This window comes from Pseudolysinimonas kribbensis (assembly GCF_039531715.1).
In the GTDB taxonomy this organism is placed as follows: Bacteria; Actinomycetota; Actinomycetes; order Actinomycetales; family Microbacteriaceae; genus Pseudolysinimonas; species Pseudolysinimonas kribbensis.
Map to the genome: position 1 here is coordinate 1,120,809 of NZ_BAAAQO010000002.1, position 15,305 is coordinate 1,136,113.

Genomic DNA, 15,305 nt, shown 5'->3' on the forward strand with positions numbered 1-15,305 from the left:
GAGACGGGGACGGGACCGCGCATGGAACGAGAGAGAGAACGCATGGCGGGACAGAAGATCCGCATCCGGCTGAAGTCGTACGACCACGCCGGACTCGACGCGTCGGCACGCAAGATCGTCGACACCGTGACCCGCGCGGGCGCGACGGTGGTCGGCCCGGTGCCGCTGCCCACGGAGAAGAACGTGGTCGTCGTGATCCGTTCCCCTCACAAGTACAAGGACTCCCGCGAGCACTTCGAGAAGCGCACCCACAAGCGGCTCATCGACATCATCGACCCGACGCCCAAGGCCGTCGACTCGCTGATGCGTCTCGATCTGCCCGCTGACGTCAACATCGAGATCAAGCTCTAAGGACCCCGCCATGACTGCAGTCAAGACGACCAAGGGTCTGCTCGGCACCAAGCTCGGTATGACCCAGGTCTGGGACGCCGACAACCGGCTCGTCCCCGTGACCGTCGTCCAGATCACTCCGAACGTCGTGACCCAGGTCCGCTCGGAGGAGAAGGACGGCTACACCGCCGTGCAGATCGCCTACGGCGTGATCGACCCGCGCAAGGTGAACAAGCCGAGCACCGGCCACTTCGACAAGGCGGGCGTCACGCCCCGCCGACACCTCACCGAGGTCCGCACCTCCGACGCTGCCGAGTACAGCCTCGGTCAGGAGCTCGCGGTGGACATCTTCGAGGCCGGCCAGCTGGTCGACGTCGTCGGCACGAGCAAGGGCAAGGGCTTCGCCGGCGTCATGAAGCGCCACAACTTCAAGGGCGTCTCGTCCAGCCACGGTTCGCACCGCAACCACCGCAAGCCCGGTTCGATCGGCGCGTCCTCGACGCCCTCGCGCGTGTTCAAGGGCATGCGGATGGCGGGCCGCATGGGCGGCGAGCGCGTCACCGTGCAGGGCCTCGCGGTCCACTCGGTCGACGCCGAGAAGGGCCTCCTCCTGGTCAAGGGCGCCGTCCCCGGCGCCCGCGGCCGCATCGTCTTCGTCCGTACCGCCGTGAAGGGGGCCTGACCATGGCTGCTGTCGACGTCGTCGACGCGACCGGCAAGAAGACCGGTTCCGTGGAGCTGCCCGCGCAGCTCTTCGACGTGACCCCGAACGTGCCGCTCATCCACCAGGTGGTGACCGCGCAGCTCGCGGCCGCCCGCCAGGGCACCCACTCCACCAAGAACCGCGGCGAGGTCTCCGGATCGGGTGTCAAGCCGTTCAAGCAGAAGGGCACCGGCCGCAGCCGTCAAGGTTCGGTCCGCGCCCCGGAGCACCGCGGCGGCGGTATCGTGCACGGCCCTGTGCCGCGCGACTACGCCCAGCGCACCCCCAAGAAGATGATCGCCTCCGCGCTGCTGGGTCTGCTCAGCGACCGCGCTCGTGGCGAGCGTCTGCACGTGGTGTCGGTGCTCGGCGGCGAGACGCCGTCGACCAAGTCGGCCGTCGCGCAGCTCGACGCCCTCGGCGCCGTGCGCAACGTGCTCATCGTGCTCGCGCGCGGTGACGAGGCCGGGTACAAGAGCGTCCGGAACATCCCGGAGATCCACGTGCTGTTCGCCGACCAGCTGAATGCGTACGACGTCGTGACCAGCGACGACATCGTCTTCACCAAGGCGGCTTTCGACTCCTTCGTGGAGTCCCGGAGCAAGACCGAGGAGGCTGCCAAGTGAGCGGCTACAACAAGGACCCGCGCGACGTCATCCTCGCGCCGGTCGTGAGCGAGAAGAGCTACGGGCTCATCGACGAGGGCAAGTACACCTTCATCGTCGACCCCCGCTCGAACAAGACCGAGATCAAACTGGCGATCGAGAAGATCTTCGGCGTCAAGGTCGACTCGGTGAACACCCTCAACCGCACGGGCAAGGCCCAGCGCACCAGCCGGGGCATCGGCAAGCGCAAGGACACCAAGCGCGCGATCGTCACCCTCAAGTCCGGCTCGATCGACATCTTCACGGCTGTCGGCTAGGGGCAGGGAGAACAACCATGGCCATTCGCAATTACAAGCCGACCACCCCGGGTCGTCGCGGCTCGTCGGTCGCCGACTTCGCCGAGATCACCCGGTCGACGCCCGAGAAGTCGCTGCTGCGTCCGCTCCCGAAGACGGGCGGCCGCAACAACGCCGGCCGGATCACCACCCGCCACATCGGCGGAGGGCACAAGCGCCAGTACCGCGTGATCGACTTCAAGCGCAACGACAAGGACGGCGTCAACGCCAAGGTCGCGCACATCGAGTACGACCCGAACCGCACGGCGCGCATCGCGCTGCTGCACTTCGTGGACGGCACGAAGCGCTACATCATCGCGCCGAACAAGCTCAACCAGGGCGACATCGTCGAGAGCGGCCCGGGCGCCGACATCAAGCCGGGCAACAACCTGCCGCTCAAGAACATCCCGGTCGGCACGGTCGTGCACGCGATCGAGCTCAAGCCCGGCGGGGGCGCCAAGCTCGCCCGCTCGGCCGGCTCCAGCGTGCGCCTCGTCGCCAAGGACGGCCCGTACGCCCAGCTGCGCCTGCCCTCGGGCGAGGTCCGCAACGTCGACGTGCGCTGCCGCGCGACGATCGGCGAGGTCGGCAACGCCGAGCAGTCGAACATCAACTGGGGCAAGGCGGGCCGCAACCGCTGGAAGGGCATCCGCCCGACCGTCCGCGGTGTGGCCATGAACCCGATCGACCACCCGCACGGTGGTGGTGAGGGCAAGACCTCCGGTGGTCGTCATCCGGTGAGCCCGTGGGGTCAGCCCGAGGGTCGCACCCGGCACCCCCACAAGGAGAGCGACAAGCTCATCATCCGTCGTCGCACCGTCGGCAAGAAGCGCAAGTAGCCAGGGCTCGAGAAGGAAGCAGCGAAGAGAATGCCGCGCAGTCTTAAGAAGGGCCCGTTCGTCGACGAGCACCTGCTCCGCAAGGTCTCGACTCAGAACGAGGCCAACACCAAGAACGTGATCCGCACGTGGTCGCGCCGCTCCATGATCGTGCCCTCGATGCTCGGTCACACGATCGCGGTGCACGACGGTCGCAAGCACATCCCCGTCTTCGTCACCGAGACGATGGTCGGCCACAAGCTCGGCGAGTTCGCGCCGACCCGCACCTTCCGCGGCCACGAGAAGGACGACCGGAAGGGACGGCGTCGCTGATGGTCCAGTCGATCGCACGCGTGAAGCACATCCGCGTCACGCCCCAGAAGGCGCGTCGCGTCGTGGACCTCATCCGCGGCAAGCAGGCGCAGGAGGCCCTGGCCATCCTGAAGTTCGCACCCCAGTCGGCGAGCGAGCCGGTCTACAAGCTGGTCGCGTCCGCCATCGCCAACGCGCGGGTCAAGGCGGATGCCAGCAACAGCTACCTCGACGAGCAGGACCTGGTCGTGCACCGGGCCTACGTCGACGAGGGCACGACACTGAAGCGGTTCCAGCCGCGCGCCCAGGGCCGCGCATTCCGCATCAACAAGCGCACGAGCCACATCACCGTCGAGCTCGCAACACCCGATGAGTTCGGAGGGACCAAGTAATGGGCCAGAAGGTCAACCCGTACGGCTTCCGTCTGGGGATCACCACCGACCATGTGTCGCGGTGGTTCTCCGACTCGACCAAGCCCGGCCAGCGCTACGCCGACTACGTGGCGGAGGACGTCAGGATCCGTCGCCTGCTGACGAAGCGCCTCGACCGCGCCGGCGTCGCCAAGATCGAGATCGAGCGCACCCGCGACCGGGTCCGCGTCGACATCCACACCGCCCGCCCGGGCATCGTGATCGGCCGCCGCGGCGCCGAGGCCGAGGCGATCCGCTCCGACCTCGAGAAGCTCACCGGCAAGCAGATCCAGCTCAACATCCTCGAGGTGAAGAACCCCGAGGCGGAGGCTCAGCTCGTCGCGCAGGGCATCGCCGAGCAGCTCAGCGCGCGCGTGGCCTTCCGCCGCGCGATGCGCAAGGGTCTGCAGGGCGCGCAGCGCGCCGGCGCCAAGGGCGTCCGGATCCAGGTGTCCGGCCGCCTGGGCGGCGCCGAGATGAGCCGGTCGGAGTTCTACCGCGAGGGCCGGGTGCCGCTGCACACGCTCCGCGCGAACATCGACTACGGCTTCTACGAGGCCCGCACGACCTTCGGCCGGATCGGCGTGAAGGTCTGGATCTACAAGGGCGATATCACCAACAAGGAGCTCGCTCGCGAGCAGGCGGCCCAGAAGTCGTCGCGCCCGGAGCGTCGTGACGGCGGCCGTGGCCGCGGTCCGCGCGCCGAGCAGCCCGCCACCGCAGGAGCCGAGGCGTAACCATGCTCATTCCCCGCAAGGTCAAGCACCGCAAGCAGCACCACCCCGGACGGGATGGGGCCGCGACCGGTGGCACGAAGGTCAGCTTCGGCGAGTTCGGCATCCAGGCCATCACGCCGGCGTACGTGACCAACCGCCAGATCGAGTCAGCGCGTATCGCGATGACCCGTCACATCAAGCGCGGCGGCAAGGTGTGGATCAACATCTACCCGGACCGCCCGATCACCAAGAAGCCCGCCGAGACCCGCATGGGTTCCGGTAAGGGCTCGCCGGAGTGGTGGGTCGCGAACGTGAAGCCGGGCCGCGTGCTGTTCGAGGTCGCCGGTGTCGATGAGGGACTCGCCCGCGAGGCCCTCATGCGAGCGATCCACAAGCTGCCGCTGAAGGCGCGCATCATCAAGCGTGAGGAGGGCGACGCCTGATGGCCGTCGGATCCAAGGAGCTCGGCACCGTCGAGCTCGACACCTTCGAGAACGATCGTCTGGTCGACGAGCTCAAGAAGGCCAAGGAGGAGCTGTTCAACCTGCGCTTCCAGTCGGCCACCGGGCAGCTCGAGAGCCACGGGCGCCTGCGCGCGGTCAAGCGCGACATCGCCCGTATCTACACCGTGATCCGCGAGCGCGAGCTCGGCATCCGGCCGACTCCGGTCGCCGTCGAGACGCCGGCCAAGCCGAAGCGCGGATCCAAGAAGGCCGAGACCACCGAGGCGCCCGCCGACGAGGTCACGACCGACGAGAACACCGCCGAGGAGGCGAGCAAGTAATGGCGAAGGCAACCGAGAAGCCCGAGGCTGCGGAGGCCACGGCTGCTGCGGAGAAGGCTCCGGCCAAGAAGCCGGCCGCCAAGGCCGCGCCGAAGGCCGCTGCCCCGAAGGCCGAGAAGGCCGACGCCGCTGCGGCCGAGGTGTCGGGTCACGAGCACTCCGCGCACGACGTGCGCGACGCGAGCGCTCGCGGCTACCGCAAGGCGCGCCGCGGCTACGTGACCAGCGACAAGATGGAGAAGACCATCGTCGTCGAGGTCGAGGACCGCGTGAAGCACCCGCTGTACGGCAAGGTCATCCGCCGCACCAGCAAGGTGAAGGTGCACGACGAGGCCAACAGCGCCGGCATCGGCGACCTCGTGCTCATCAATGAGACCCGTCCGACCTCGGCCACCAAGCGGTGGCGTCTGGTCGAGATCCTCGAGAAGGCGAAGTAGGCCATGCTTCAGCAGGAATCCCGCGTCAAGGTCGCCGACAACACCGGCGCCAAGGAGCTGCTCACCATCCGCGTGCTCGGCGGCTCCGGCCGTCGCTACGCCGGTCTCGGCGACGTCATCGTCGCGACCGTCAAGGACGCGATCCCGGGCGGCAACGTCAAGAAGGGTGATGTCGTCAAGGCGGTCATCGTCCGGACCAAGAAGGAGACCCGCCGTCCCGACGGCTCCTACATCAAGTTCGACGAGAACGCCGCCGTCATCCTCAAGTCGGATGGCGACCCGCGCGGTACCCGCATCTTCGGACCCGTCGGTCGCGAGCTCCGCGACAAGCGGTTCATGAAGATCATCTCGCTGGCCCCGGAGGTCATCTAACTCATGGCGAACATCCGTAAGGGCGACCTCGTCCAGGTCATCACCGGTCCGACTCAGGATCGCGGTGGCGACCGTGGCAAGCAGGGCAAGGTCATCGAGATCCTCAAGGATCAGGACCGCATCGTGGTCGAGGGCGTCAACTACGTCACGAAGCACGTGAAGGTCGGCCAGACCCAGCGCGGCACGAAGACCGGTGGCATCGAGACCCATGAGGCCCCGATCCACATCTCAAACGTGCAGCTCGTCGACCCCAAGTCGAAGAAGCCGACCCGCATCGGATTCCGCGAGGAGACGGTGGAGAAGGACGGCGTGAAGAAGACCGTTCGCGTTCGGTACGCGAAGAAGTCCGGAGAGAAGTTCTGATGGCCAAGGCGACTGCCGCGGAGACTGGCACCACCCAGCCCCGCCTCAAGCAGAAGTACCGCTCCGAGATCGCTCCGGCGCTCGCGGAGGAGTTCGGCTTCACCAACCCGCACCAGGTGCCGGGGATCGTCAAGATCGTCGTCAACACCGGTGTCGGCGAGGCCGCGCGGGACTCCAAGGTGATCGACGGCGCGGTCAAGGACCTCGCCCTCATCACCGGCCAGAAGCCGCAGGTCACCAAGGCGCGCGTCTCGATCGCGCAGTTCAAGCTGCGCGAAGGGATGCCGATCGGCGCCCACGTGACGCTGCGCGGCGACCGGGCGTGGGAGTTCCTCGACCGCCTGCTGTCGCTGGCCCTGCCGCGCATCCGCGACTTCCGCGGGCTCTCGGACAAGCAGTTCGACGGCAACGGCAACTACACCTTCGGCGTGGCCGAGCAGTCGATCTTCCACGAGATCGACCAGGACCAGATCGACCGCGTGCGCGGCTTCGACATCACGGTCGTGACCACCGCGAAGACGGACGACGAGGGTCGCGCGCTCCTGCGCCGCCTCGGCTTCCCCTTCCGGAACCAGGACGCCGCGGCCTAGCCGCGTCGCCCACCCATCCAGGTCGGCCGGGCCATCCCCCAGGGCACTGTCCCCGAGTCGATACCAGATAGAAGAGAAGAGACAATCCCATGACGATGACCGACCCGGTCGCCGACATGCTGACCCGACTCCGCAACGCCAACCGCGCGTATCACGAGTCGGTGTCGCTGCCGTCGTCGAAGCTCAAGACCCACATCGCCGAGATCCTTCAGCGCGAGGGCTACATCACCGGCTGGACGGTCGACCCGGCGCGCGTCGGCTCGACGCTCACCATCGACCTCAAGTACGGCCCGAACCGCGAGCGGTCGATCGCCGGCATCAAGCGCGTGTCGAAGCCCGGCCTGCGCGTCTACGCGAAGTCGAGCGAGATTCCCCACGTGCTGGGCGGCCTCGGCGTGGCCATCCTGTCCACCTCCTCCGGTCTGCTGACCGACCGCGAGGCGACCAAGAAGGGCGTCGGCGGGGAAGTCCTCGCCTACGTGTGGTGACCTGACATGTCTCGAATCGGACGTCTCCCCATCGACGTGCCCGCGGGCGTGACCGTCACCATCGACGGCCAGGCCGTCGCGGTCAAGGGTCCGAAGGGCGAGCTCTCGCTCACCGTCGCCCGCCCCATCGCGGTGGAGCTCAAGGAGGGCCAGGTGCTCGTCACCCGTCCCGACGACGAGCGCGTCTCGCGGTCGCTGCACGGGCTGACCCGCACGCTCATCGCCAACCAGATCATCGGCGTCACCGAGGGCTACTCCAAGGGCCTCGAGGTCGTCGGCACCGGATACCGCGTGCAGGCCAAGGGCGGCTCCGTCGAGTTCGCCCTCGGCTACTCGCACTCGATCACGGTCGACCCGCCCGCCGGCATCTCGTTCGAGGTCGAGGGCAACAACAAGCTGACCGTCCGCGGCATCGACAAGCAGGCCGTGGGCGAGGTGGCCGCGAACATCCGCAAGCTGCGCAAGCCGGAGCCCTATAAGGGCAAGGGCGTGCGCTACGCGGGCGAGGTCGTGCGCCGCAAGGCCGGAAAGAGTGGTAAGTAATGACCGCACAGCGCCATCTGGCGGGCGGCAAGACCGCCAAGAGCAAGTCCGCGCAGCGGAACCGTCGTCACGCGCGTCTGCGCAAGAACATCGCCGGAACGCCGGAGCGCCCGCGCCTCGTCGTGACCCGTTCGGCCCGCCACGTCTTCGTGCAGGTCGTCGACGACACGAAGGGCCAGACCGTCGCGTCGGCGTCGACCCTCGAGGCCGACCTGCGGACGTTCGACGGTGACAAGACCGCCAAGGCGCGGAAGGTCGGCGAGCTCGTCGCCGAGCGCGCCAAGAAGGCCGGGGTCGACACCGTCGTGTTCGACCGCGGCGGCAACAAGTACGCCGGGCGCGTCGCCGCAATCGCGGAGGGCGCTCGCGAGGGAGGCCTGAGCCTGTGAGCGACACGTCCAACACCCAGGAGAACACCGCACCGGTGAGCGACACCAGTTCGACCGACGCGACCGTCAGCGAGGGTCAGGTCGTCGAGACGGCGGCCGGCACGATCTCGAATCCCAACGAGCGCGAGCAGCGCCGCGGGGGCCGGGAGCGGAGTCTGCGCAACGACCGCAACTCGCGGGACCGCGGCGACAGCCAGTTCCTCGAGCGCGTCGTGACGATCAACCGCGTCTCCAAGGTCGTCAAGGGCGGCCGTCGCTTCAGCTTCACGGCGCTCGTCGTCGTCGGCGACGGCAACGGCACGGTCGGCGTCGGCTACGGCAAGGCGCGCGAGGTGCCGCTGGCGATCAGCAAGGGCGTCGAGGAGGCGAAGAAGAACTTCTTCCGCGTCCCGCGCACGAACAAGACGATCCCGCATCCGGTGCAGGGCGAGGCCGCTGCCGGCGTCGTGCTGCTGCGTCCCGCGGCCGCCGGTACCGGCGTCATCGCGGGCGGACCGGTGCGTGCCGTGCTCGAGTGCGCCGGCATCCACGACGTGCTGTCCAAGTCGCTGGGCTCGTCGAACACGATCAACATCGTCCACGCCACGGTCGCGGCGCTCAAGCAGCTCGAAGAGCCGCGCGCCGTCGCCGCCCGCCGCGGGCTCGAGTTCGAGGACGTCGCCCCGGAGCGCCTCGTGCGCGCCGAGGCCGATGACCGCGCGGCCGCGCAGGGCGTCTACAACACCGGGAAGGCAGGTGCCTGATGGCTGCGCGTCTGAAGGTGACCCAGACCAAGTCCGTTATCAGCGAGAAGCAGAACCAGCGCGACACACTGCGGAGCCTGGGCCTCAAGCGGATCGGCGACACCGTCGTCCGTGAGGACACCCCGGCCAACCGTGGCTACGTCCGCACGGTCGCCCACCTCGTGAAGGTCGAGGAGATTGACTGATGGCTGAAGCAGAAGACAAGAAGGCGCCGGCCAAGAAGCCGGCCGCCGCCAAGACGCCGGCCGCGAAGCCGGCGGCCGAGAAGAAGACGCCCGCGAAGAGCGCCACCGCGAAGCCCGCTGCGGAGAAGGCGCCGGCCAAGGCCGCCGCCAAGCCCGCGACGACGAAGGCTGCCGCCGACAAGTCGGCCGCCGAGAAGAAGCCGGCCGCCAAGGCCCCGGCTGCGTCGAAGGCCGCGGCGCCGAAGAGCGACGACACCGCCGCCGCGTCCGCCGACAAGTCGGCGACCACGGCTCCGACGAAGGCCGCCGCGAAGAAGTCGGCGCCGAGCGCGTCACGTCCGCAGATCCTCAAGGCGCACCACCTGCGTCCGGCCGCCGGTTCCAAGAAGGACCGGACCCGGGTCGGTCGCGGTGAGGGCTCGAAGGGCAAGACCGCCGGCCGCGGCACCAAGGGCACGAAGGCCCGCTACCAGGTGCGCGTCGGCCTCGAGGGCGGCAACCTCAACGCGGTCATGCGTGCGCCCAAGCTGCGCGGCTTCAAGAACCCGTTCCGGGTCGAGTACCAGGTGGTCAACCTCGACCGCCTGGCCGAGCTCTACCCCTCGGGCGGCGACGTCACCATCGGCGACCTGGTCGCCAAGGGCGCCGTGCGCAAGAACGAGAAGGTCAAGGTGCTGGGCACCGGCGACATCTCGGTTAAGCTGAACGTCGCGGTCGACAAGGTCTCGAGCTCTGCGGAGCAGAAGATCGTCGCCGCCGGCGGCACCATCAAGTAGCGCCGGCTCACCGCAACCATTCGGGACGGCGGCCCCTCCGGGGGCCGCCGGACCCCGGGTCCTCGCAGACCCAGCCCCACGACACTCCGGGAGGCGACGTGTTCAGCGCGATCGGGCGGATCTTCCGCACACCGGATCTCCGCAAGAAGATCCTCTTCACGCTGGCGCTCATCGCGCTCTTCCGCCTGGGATCGTTCATCCCGTCGCCGTTCGTCAACTTCCAGAACGTGCAGGACTGCCTCGCCGGCGTCTCGGGCGACCAGGGCAGCCTCTACGACCTCGTCAACCTGTTCAGCGGCGGCGCGCTGCTGAAGCTGTCGATCTTCGCGCTCGGGATCATGCCGTACATCACGGCGTCGATCATCGTGCAGCTGCTGCGGGTCGTCATCCCGCACTTCGACAACCTGTACAAGGAGGGTCAGGCCGGACAGGCCAAGCTCACCCAGTACACCCGCTACCTGACGATCGGCCTCGGCCTGCTCCAGTCGACGACGCTCATCACGGTCGCGCGCACCGGTGCCCTGTTCGGCACGTCGAACAACTCGAGCTCCTGCCAGAGCCTGCTCTCGCTGCCGCCGGACCCCTTCGAGTGGGTCGGCATCGTGCTCATGGTCATCACGATGACCGCCGGCACCGGCGTCATCATGTGGATGGGCGAGATGATCACCGAGCGCGGGATCGGCAACGGCATGTCGATCCTGATCTTCACCTCGATCGCGTCGCGGTTCATCCCGTCGATGCAGCAGGTCTACGCGAACGGCGGCAACAACGGCGTCGAGCTGGTGATCGGCGTGGTGATCGTCGGCCTGGCGATCCTCGTCGCGGTCATCTTCGTCGAGCAGTCGCAGCGCCGCATCCCGGTGCAATATGCGAAACGCATGGTGGGCAGGCGAACGTACGGCGGCAACAACACGTACATCCCGATCAAGGTGAACATGGCGGGCGTCGTTCCGGTCATCTTCGCCTCGTCGTTGCTGTATCTGCCGGCCCTCATCGCCCAGTTCAACCAGAGCGCCACGGGCAAGAACCCCGCCTGGGTCGACTGGATCAACAACAACATGACCCGCGGCGACAACCCGCTGTACATGGCGATCTACTTCCTGCTGATCGTCGGGTTCACCTACTTCTACGTCGCGATCACGTTCAACCCGGACGAGGTCGCCGACAACATGAAGAAGTACGGCGGTTTCATCCCGGGCATCCGCGCCGGCCGGCCGACGGCCGAGTACCTGGACTACGTGCTCACCCGCGTCACGCTCCCGGGCTCGCTGTACCTGGGTCTGGTCGCGCTCATCCCGCTCATCGCGCTCGCCCTCATCAACGCGGATCAGAACTTCCCGTTCGGCGGCACGAGCATCCTGATCATGGTCGGTGTCGGCCTCGAGACGGTGAAGCAGATCGACTCGCAGCTGCAGCAGCGGCATTACGAGGGCCTTCTCCGGTGACCCGCCTGCTCATCGTGGGTCCCCCTGGCGCCGGCAAGGGGACCCAGGCTGCTCGTGTCTGCGAGTACCTGGATGTGCCGACGATCTCCACGGGCGACATCTTCCGCCGCAACATCGCCGAGGGCACCGAGCTCGGCAAGCAGGTCAAGGCGATCGTCGACAACGGCGACTACGTTCCCGACGAGCTCACCAACGCGCTCGTGAAGGATCGCCTCGAGCAGGCCGACGCCGACGGCGGCTTCCTGCTGGACGGCTATCCCCGCACGCCCGATCAGGTCGCCTACCTGGACGGCCTGCTCGCATCGCACGGCCATTCGCTCGACGCCGTGCTGCAGCTGGTGGCCGACCCCGAGGAGCTCGTGCGCCGGCTGCGGCAGCGCGCCGGCGAGCAGGGCCGCGCCGACGACTCGGAGGAGGCGATCCGGCACCGGCAGGCCGTCTACCAGCGCGAGACCCAGCCGCTTCTCGAGATCTTCCGGGACCGCGAGCTGCTGCTGCGCGTCGACGGGCTCGGCACGGTCGACGAGGTCTGGGAGCGCATCCGCGCGGCACTGTCGGCGCGCGGCATCGCCCGCGCCGCGTGACCGACGACGCGAACGGCGCGCCGCCCGTGGGGGAGGTGCAGTTGGCGGAATACTTCGCCATCGCGTAAGGTTGACCCTTGGTGTCTGCGCTCTGCAGACCACACAATCCCGCACGACCAGCAGACTCTTGGAGCTGATTCACCGAAGTATGGCCAAAAAGGACGGCGTCATCGAGATCGAGGGCTCGGTGCTCGAGGCTCTTCCGAACGCGATGTTCCGCGTCGAGTTGAGCAACGGACACAAGGTTCTCGCCCACATCTCGGGCAAGATGCGCAAGTACTACATCCGCATCCTCCCGGAGGACCGCGTGATCGTGGAGCTCAGTCCTTACGACCTCACTCGCGGCCGGATCGTCCACCGCTACAAGTAGTCCGCTGAGAAGTAACGGTCCCGCCGTGGCATCCGCCGCCCGGGTCACGATGACAGCGAGAGAAGCAGCAACATGAAGGTCAACCCCAGCGTCAAGCCGATCTGCGACCACTGCAAGGTGATCCGTCGCAACGGCCGCGTCATGGTCATCTGCAAGTCGAACCCCCGCCACAAGCAGCGTCAGGGATAAGAAAGAGGTCCTTTCGGACCTCTTTCCCCTGACGCCGAGCCCGTCTCGGGCTCGGACCCCCAGGCCAAGCCGGGGACAAGAGAACAGAACAGAGCGTCACCAGGATCGCCGCGAGGCGTGACACCCCGGGTCCGGAGGCCCGAGCACCGGTGACGCGCAGACCTCCGGATACCGAGTAAGGAACTGCCGACATGGCACGTCTCGCCGGTGTCGACATCCCGCGCGACAAGCGCGTGGAGGTCGCACTCACCTACATCTACGGAGTCGGGCGCACGCGCGCTCTCGCGACTCTCCAGGAGACCGGGATCTCCGGTGACATCCGCGTGAAGGACCTCACCGACGACCAGCTGGTCGCCCTCCGCGATCACATCGAGGGCACCTACAAGGTCGAGGGCGACCTGCGCCGCGAGGTGCAGGCCGACATCCGCCGCAAGGTCGAAATCGGCTCGTACGAGGGCATCCGCCACCGTCGCGGCCTCCCGGTGCGCGGTCAGCGCACCAAGACCAACGCCCGCACCCGCAAGGGACCGAAGCGCACCGTCGCCGGCAAGAAGAAGGCAGGCAAGAAGTAATGGCCACTCCGAAGGCCTCCGCCGGCCGCAAGCCGCGCCGCAAGGAGAAGAAGAACATCGCGGTGGGCCAGGCCCACATCAAGTCGACGTTCAACAACACCATCGTCTCGATCACCGATCCCTCGGGTGCGGTCATCGCATGGGCCTCCGGCGGCGACGTCGGCTTCAAGGGCTCGCGCAAGTCGACGCCGTACGCCGCGGGCATGGCCGCCGAGTCGGCCGCGCGCAAGGCGCAGGAGAACGGCATGAAGAAGGTCGACGTCTTCGTCAAGGGTCCGGGTTCGGGTCGCGAGACCGCGATCCGCTCGCTCACCGCGGCGGGCCTCGAGGTCGGCTCGATCAACGACGTCACGCCGCAGGCGCACAACGGCGTGAGGCCGCCCAAGAGGCGGCGCGTCTAGCTACGAGACCGGGCGGAAGGCCATTTCTGGCCTTCCGCCGCGGCCTCACGCTGCGGCCGTCTCGGCCGCAGCGCCGGAAGCCAGCCACTGAACTTCACAACTCAAAACCCCGGCGGCCCAGCCACCCGCCGTACTTCACGTGGGCGTCATATGGCGGACGCCCTCGCCGAAAGGAACCATCCGTGCTCATTGCACAGCGCCCCACCCTGTCTGAGGAGAACCTCTCCGAGTTCCGGTCCCGGTTCGTGATCGAGCCGCTCGAGCCGGGCTTCGGCTACACCCTCGGCAACTCGCTGCGTCGCACCCTGCTGTCGTCCATTCCGGGCGCCGCGGTGACCAGCATCCGCATCGACGGAATCCAGCACGAGTTCGACACGATTCCGGGTGTCAAGGAGGATGTCGTCGACATCGTCCTCAACATCAAGAACCTGACCGTCTCGAGCGAGCACGACGAGCCGATCACCGCCTACCTGCGCAAGCAGGGCGCAGGCGTCGTCACGGCCGCCGACATCTCGGCGCCGGCGGGGGTGGAGATCCACAACCCGGAGCTTGTCATCGCGACGCTCAACGACAAGGCGAAGTTCGAGCTCGAGCTCACCATCGAGCGCGGCCGCGGCTACGTGTCGGCGACCCAGAACCGCAGCGAGTTCAGCGAGGCCGGTCAGATCCCAGTCGACTCGATCTACTCGCCCGTGCTCAAGGTCACCTACCGGGTCGAGGCCACCCGCGCCGGCGAGCGCACCGACTTCGACCGCCTCGTGGTGGATGTCGAGACCAAGGCCGCGATCACCCCGCGCGACGCGATCGCGTCGGCCGGCCGCACCCTGGTCGAGCTGTTCGGCCTCGCCCGCGAGCTCAACGCCGCGGCCGAGGGCATCGAGATCGGCCCCGCGCCGGTCGACGCGGTGCTCTCGAGCGAGCTGAGCATGCCGATCGAGGACCTCGACCTGTCCGTGCGCTCGTACAACTGCCTCAAGCGCGAGGGCATCAACACCGTGTCGGAGCTCGTGGCGCTGTCGGAGACGCAGCTCATGAACATCCGCAACTTCGGCCAGAAGTCGGTGGACGAGGTCAAGGACAAGCTCACCGAGATGGGTCTGTCGCTCAAGGACAGCGTGCCCGGCTTCGACGGCGCGCACTTCTACGGCGGCTACGACGACGAGAACGTCTGACGCTCCACGGCTCTGAGACTCGGAAGACACAGGAAGACACGGAACAATGCCCAAGCCCACCAAGGGACCCCGACTCGGGGGAGGCCCGGCGCACGAGCGGCTGCTGCTCGCGAACCTCGCGTCGGCCCTCTTCACCCACAAGAGCATCCAGACCACGGAGACGAAGGCCAAGCGTCTGCGCCCCCTGGCGGAGCGCCTCATCACCTTCGCCAAGCGGGGTGATCTGCACGCCCGACGCCGGGTGATGACGATCATCCGCGACAAGTCGGTCGTGCACGAGCTCTTCACGGAGATCGCGCCGCTCGTCGCCGAGCGTGAGGGCGGTTACACCCGCATCATCAAGACCGGTTTCCGCAAGGGCGACAACGCCCCCATGGCCGTCATCGAGCTGGTGCTCGAGCCGGTGAACAAGAAGCCGGCGTCGTCGAAGAAGTCCGCCGCCCGCAACGAGACGCCGAAGGCGGCTCCGAAGAAGGCCGACACCGCCCAGGCCGACGAGGCGATCGAGGCCGAGGAGTCCGAGGTCGTGGCCGAGGGCGGTGCCGAGTCCGACGCCCCCGAGGTCGAGGAGGCCGCGGTCGAGGCGCAGGACGAGGCGGTCGAGGGATCGACCGACGCCGCGCCGGCCGAGGACGACGCGAAGTAACGCCACAGCAGACAGCACCCGAACGCC

Annotated in this window: 28 protein-coding genes; all 28 read left to right on the plus strand. The window is 67.9% G+C overall.

Annotated features, from left to right (window positions below; all coding sequences use genetic code 11):
• Positions 1-42 precede the first annotated feature (42 nt).
• Complete coding sequence (gene rpsJ, locus ABD285_RS06165) at positions 43-351, plus strand: 30S ribosomal protein S10 (protein ID WP_120761912.1); 309 nt, start codon at positions 43-45, stop codon at positions 349-351.
• 10 nt (positions 352-361) lie between these two features.
• On the plus strand, positions 362-1,012 hold the full coding sequence (gene rplC / locus ABD285_RS06170) for a 50S ribosomal protein L3 (RefSeq protein ID WP_284254389.1): 651 nt from the start codon (positions 362-364) through the stop codon (positions 1,010-1,012).
• Between the two features lie 2 nt (positions 1,013-1,014).
• The gene (gene rplD, locus ABD285_RS06175; protein ID WP_284254390.1) at positions 1,015-1,659 is read left to right on the plus strand and encodes a 50S ribosomal protein L4; all 645 of its coding nucleotides are present in this window, start codon (positions 1,015-1,017) and stop codon (positions 1,657-1,659) included.
• Complete coding sequence (rplW, locus tag ABD285_RS06180) at positions 1,656-1,955, plus strand: 50S ribosomal protein L23 (RefSeq protein WP_284254391.1); 300 nt, start codon at positions 1,656-1,658, stop codon at positions 1,953-1,955. The genes rplD and rplW overlap by 4 nt, the downstream gene beginning before the upstream one ends.
• A 17-nt stretch (positions 1,956-1,972) precedes the next feature.
• Positions 1,973-2,812, plus strand: a complete 840-nt coding sequence (gene rplB / locus ABD285_RS06185) for a 50S ribosomal protein L2 (protein WP_284254393.1) — start codon at positions 1,973-1,975, stop codon at positions 2,810-2,812.
• Positions 2,813-2,842: 30 nt separating this feature from the next.
• Positions 2,843-3,124, plus strand: coding sequence for a 30S ribosomal protein S19 (gene rpsS / locus ABD285_RS06190; RefSeq protein WP_284254394.1), 282 nt, complete (start codon positions 2,843-2,845; stop codon positions 3,122-3,124).
• Positions 3,124-3,495: a 50S ribosomal protein L22 gene (rplV, locus tag ABD285_RS06195; RefSeq protein ID WP_284254395.1), complete on the plus strand. Its 372-nt coding sequence runs from the start codon at positions 3,124-3,126 to the stop codon at positions 3,493-3,495. The genes rpsS and rplV overlap by 1 nt, the downstream gene beginning before the upstream one ends.
• Positions 3,495-4,250, plus strand: a complete 756-nt coding sequence (gene rpsC / locus ABD285_RS06200; RefSeq protein ID WP_284254396.1) for a 30S ribosomal protein S3 — start codon at positions 3,495-3,497, stop codon at positions 4,248-4,250. The genes rplV and rpsC overlap by 1 nt, the downstream gene beginning before the upstream one ends.
• 2 nt (positions 4,251-4,252) lie before the next feature.
• Complete coding sequence (gene rplP, locus ABD285_RS06205) at positions 4,253-4,672, plus strand: 50S ribosomal protein L16 (protein WP_284254397.1); 420 nt, start codon at positions 4,253-4,255, stop codon at positions 4,670-4,672.
• Entirely contained in the window at positions 4,672-5,013 is a 342-nt protein-coding gene (gene rpmC, locus ABD285_RS06210; protein WP_284254398.1) for a 50S ribosomal protein L29, read from the plus strand. Before rplP ends, rpmC begins: the two co-directional genes overlap by 1 nt.
• A gap of 140 nt (positions 5,014-5,153) precedes the next feature.
• Positions 5,154-5,450 (plus strand): 30S ribosomal protein S17, encoded by a 297-nt coding sequence (gene rpsQ, locus ABD285_RS06215; protein ID WP_284255693.1) that lies wholly within the window; start codon positions 5,154-5,156, stop codon positions 5,448-5,450.
• Positions 5,451-5,453: 3 nt separating this feature from the next.
• Complete coding sequence (gene rplN / locus ABD285_RS06220) at positions 5,454-5,822, plus strand: 50S ribosomal protein L14 (protein ID WP_284254399.1); 369 nt, start codon at positions 5,454-5,456, stop codon at positions 5,820-5,822.
• A 3-nt stretch (positions 5,823-5,825) separates the two neighbouring features.
• A complete protein-coding gene (rplX, locus tag ABD285_RS06225; protein ID WP_284254400.1) occupies positions 5,826-6,185 on the plus strand; it encodes a 50S ribosomal protein L24 in 360 nt (119 codons plus the stop codon).
• The gene (gene rplE, locus ABD285_RS06230) at positions 6,185-6,775 is read left to right on the plus strand and encodes a 50S ribosomal protein L5 (protein ID WP_284254401.1); all 591 of its coding nucleotides are present in this window, start codon (positions 6,185-6,187) and stop codon (positions 6,773-6,775) included. The genes rplX and rplE overlap by 1 nt, the downstream gene beginning before the upstream one ends.
• Positions 6,776-6,864: 89 nt before the next feature.
• Entirely contained in the window at positions 6,865-7,263 is a 399-nt protein-coding gene (gene rpsH, locus ABD285_RS06235; RefSeq protein ID WP_284254402.1) for a 30S ribosomal protein S8, read from the plus strand.
• A 6-nt stretch (positions 7,264-7,269) separates the two neighbouring features.
• Positions 7,270-7,806, plus strand: a complete 537-nt coding sequence (rplF, locus tag ABD285_RS06240; RefSeq protein ID WP_284254403.1) for a 50S ribosomal protein L6 — start codon at positions 7,270-7,272, stop codon at positions 7,804-7,806.
• Positions 7,806-8,195: a 50S ribosomal protein L18 gene (gene rplR, locus ABD285_RS06245; RefSeq protein WP_284254404.1), complete on the plus strand. Its 390-nt coding sequence runs from the start codon at positions 7,806-7,808 to the stop codon at positions 8,193-8,195. Before rplF ends, rplR begins: the two co-directional genes overlap by 1 nt.
• Positions 8,196-8,230: 35 nt before the next feature.
• Positions 8,231-8,938, plus strand: a complete 708-nt coding sequence (gene rpsE, locus ABD285_RS06250) for a 30S ribosomal protein S5 (RefSeq protein ID WP_425564966.1) — start codon at positions 8,231-8,233, stop codon at positions 8,936-8,938.
• Positions 8,938-9,123, plus strand: coding sequence for a 50S ribosomal protein L30 (rpmD, locus tag ABD285_RS06255; protein WP_284254405.1), 186 nt, complete (start codon positions 8,938-8,940; stop codon positions 9,121-9,123). Before rpsE ends, rpmD begins: the two co-directional genes overlap by 1 nt.
• Positions 9,123-9,899 carry a 50S ribosomal protein L15 gene (rplO, locus tag ABD285_RS06260; RefSeq protein WP_284254406.1) on the plus strand — a complete coding sequence of 259 codons (777 nt, stop codon included), beginning with the start codon at positions 9,123-9,125 and terminating at the stop codon, positions 9,897-9,899. The genes rpmD and rplO overlap by 1 nt, the downstream gene beginning before the upstream one ends.
• Positions 9,900-9,997: 98 nt before the next feature.
• Positions 9,998-11,344: a preprotein translocase subunit SecY gene (gene secY / locus ABD285_RS06265; protein WP_284254407.1), complete on the plus strand. Its 1,347-nt coding sequence runs from the start codon at positions 9,998-10,000 to the stop codon at positions 11,342-11,344.
• The gene (locus ABD285_RS06270; RefSeq protein ID WP_284254408.1) at positions 11,341-11,928 is read left to right on the plus strand and encodes an adenylate kinase; all 588 of its coding nucleotides are present in this window, start codon (positions 11,341-11,343) and stop codon (positions 11,926-11,928) included. Before secY ends, ABD285_RS06270 begins: the two co-directional genes overlap by 4 nt.
• 148 nt (positions 11,929-12,076) lie before the next feature.
• The gene (gene infA, locus ABD285_RS06275) at positions 12,077-12,298 is read left to right on the plus strand and encodes a translation initiation factor IF-1 (protein ID WP_284254409.1); all 222 of its coding nucleotides are present in this window, start codon (positions 12,077-12,079) and stop codon (positions 12,296-12,298) included.
• A 72-nt stretch (positions 12,299-12,370) separates the two neighbouring features.
• Positions 12,371-12,487 (plus strand): 50S ribosomal protein L36, encoded by a 117-nt coding sequence (gene rpmJ / locus ABD285_RS06280; protein WP_055821300.1) that lies wholly within the window; start codon positions 12,371-12,373, stop codon positions 12,485-12,487.
• A gap of 191 nt (positions 12,488-12,678) precedes the next feature.
• Positions 12,679-13,059, plus strand: coding sequence for a 30S ribosomal protein S13 (gene rpsM, locus ABD285_RS06285; protein WP_284254410.1), 381 nt, complete (start codon positions 12,679-12,681; stop codon positions 13,057-13,059).
• Entirely contained in the window at positions 13,059-13,460 is a 402-nt protein-coding gene (rpsK, locus tag ABD285_RS06290) for a 30S ribosomal protein S11 (protein ID WP_284254411.1), read from the plus strand. Before rpsM ends, rpsK begins: the two co-directional genes overlap by 1 nt.
• Positions 13,461-13,642: 182 nt before the next feature.
• Entirely contained in the window at positions 13,643-14,632 is a 990-nt protein-coding gene (locus tag ABD285_RS06295) for a DNA-directed RNA polymerase subunit alpha (RefSeq protein WP_284254412.1), read from the plus strand.
• 46 nt (positions 14,633-14,678) lie between these two features.
• On the plus strand, positions 14,679-15,278 hold the full coding sequence (gene rplQ, locus ABD285_RS06300) for a 50S ribosomal protein L17 (RefSeq protein WP_344201153.1): 600 nt from the start codon (positions 14,679-14,681) through the stop codon (positions 15,276-15,278).
• Positions 15,279-15,305: the final 27 nt, after the last annotated feature.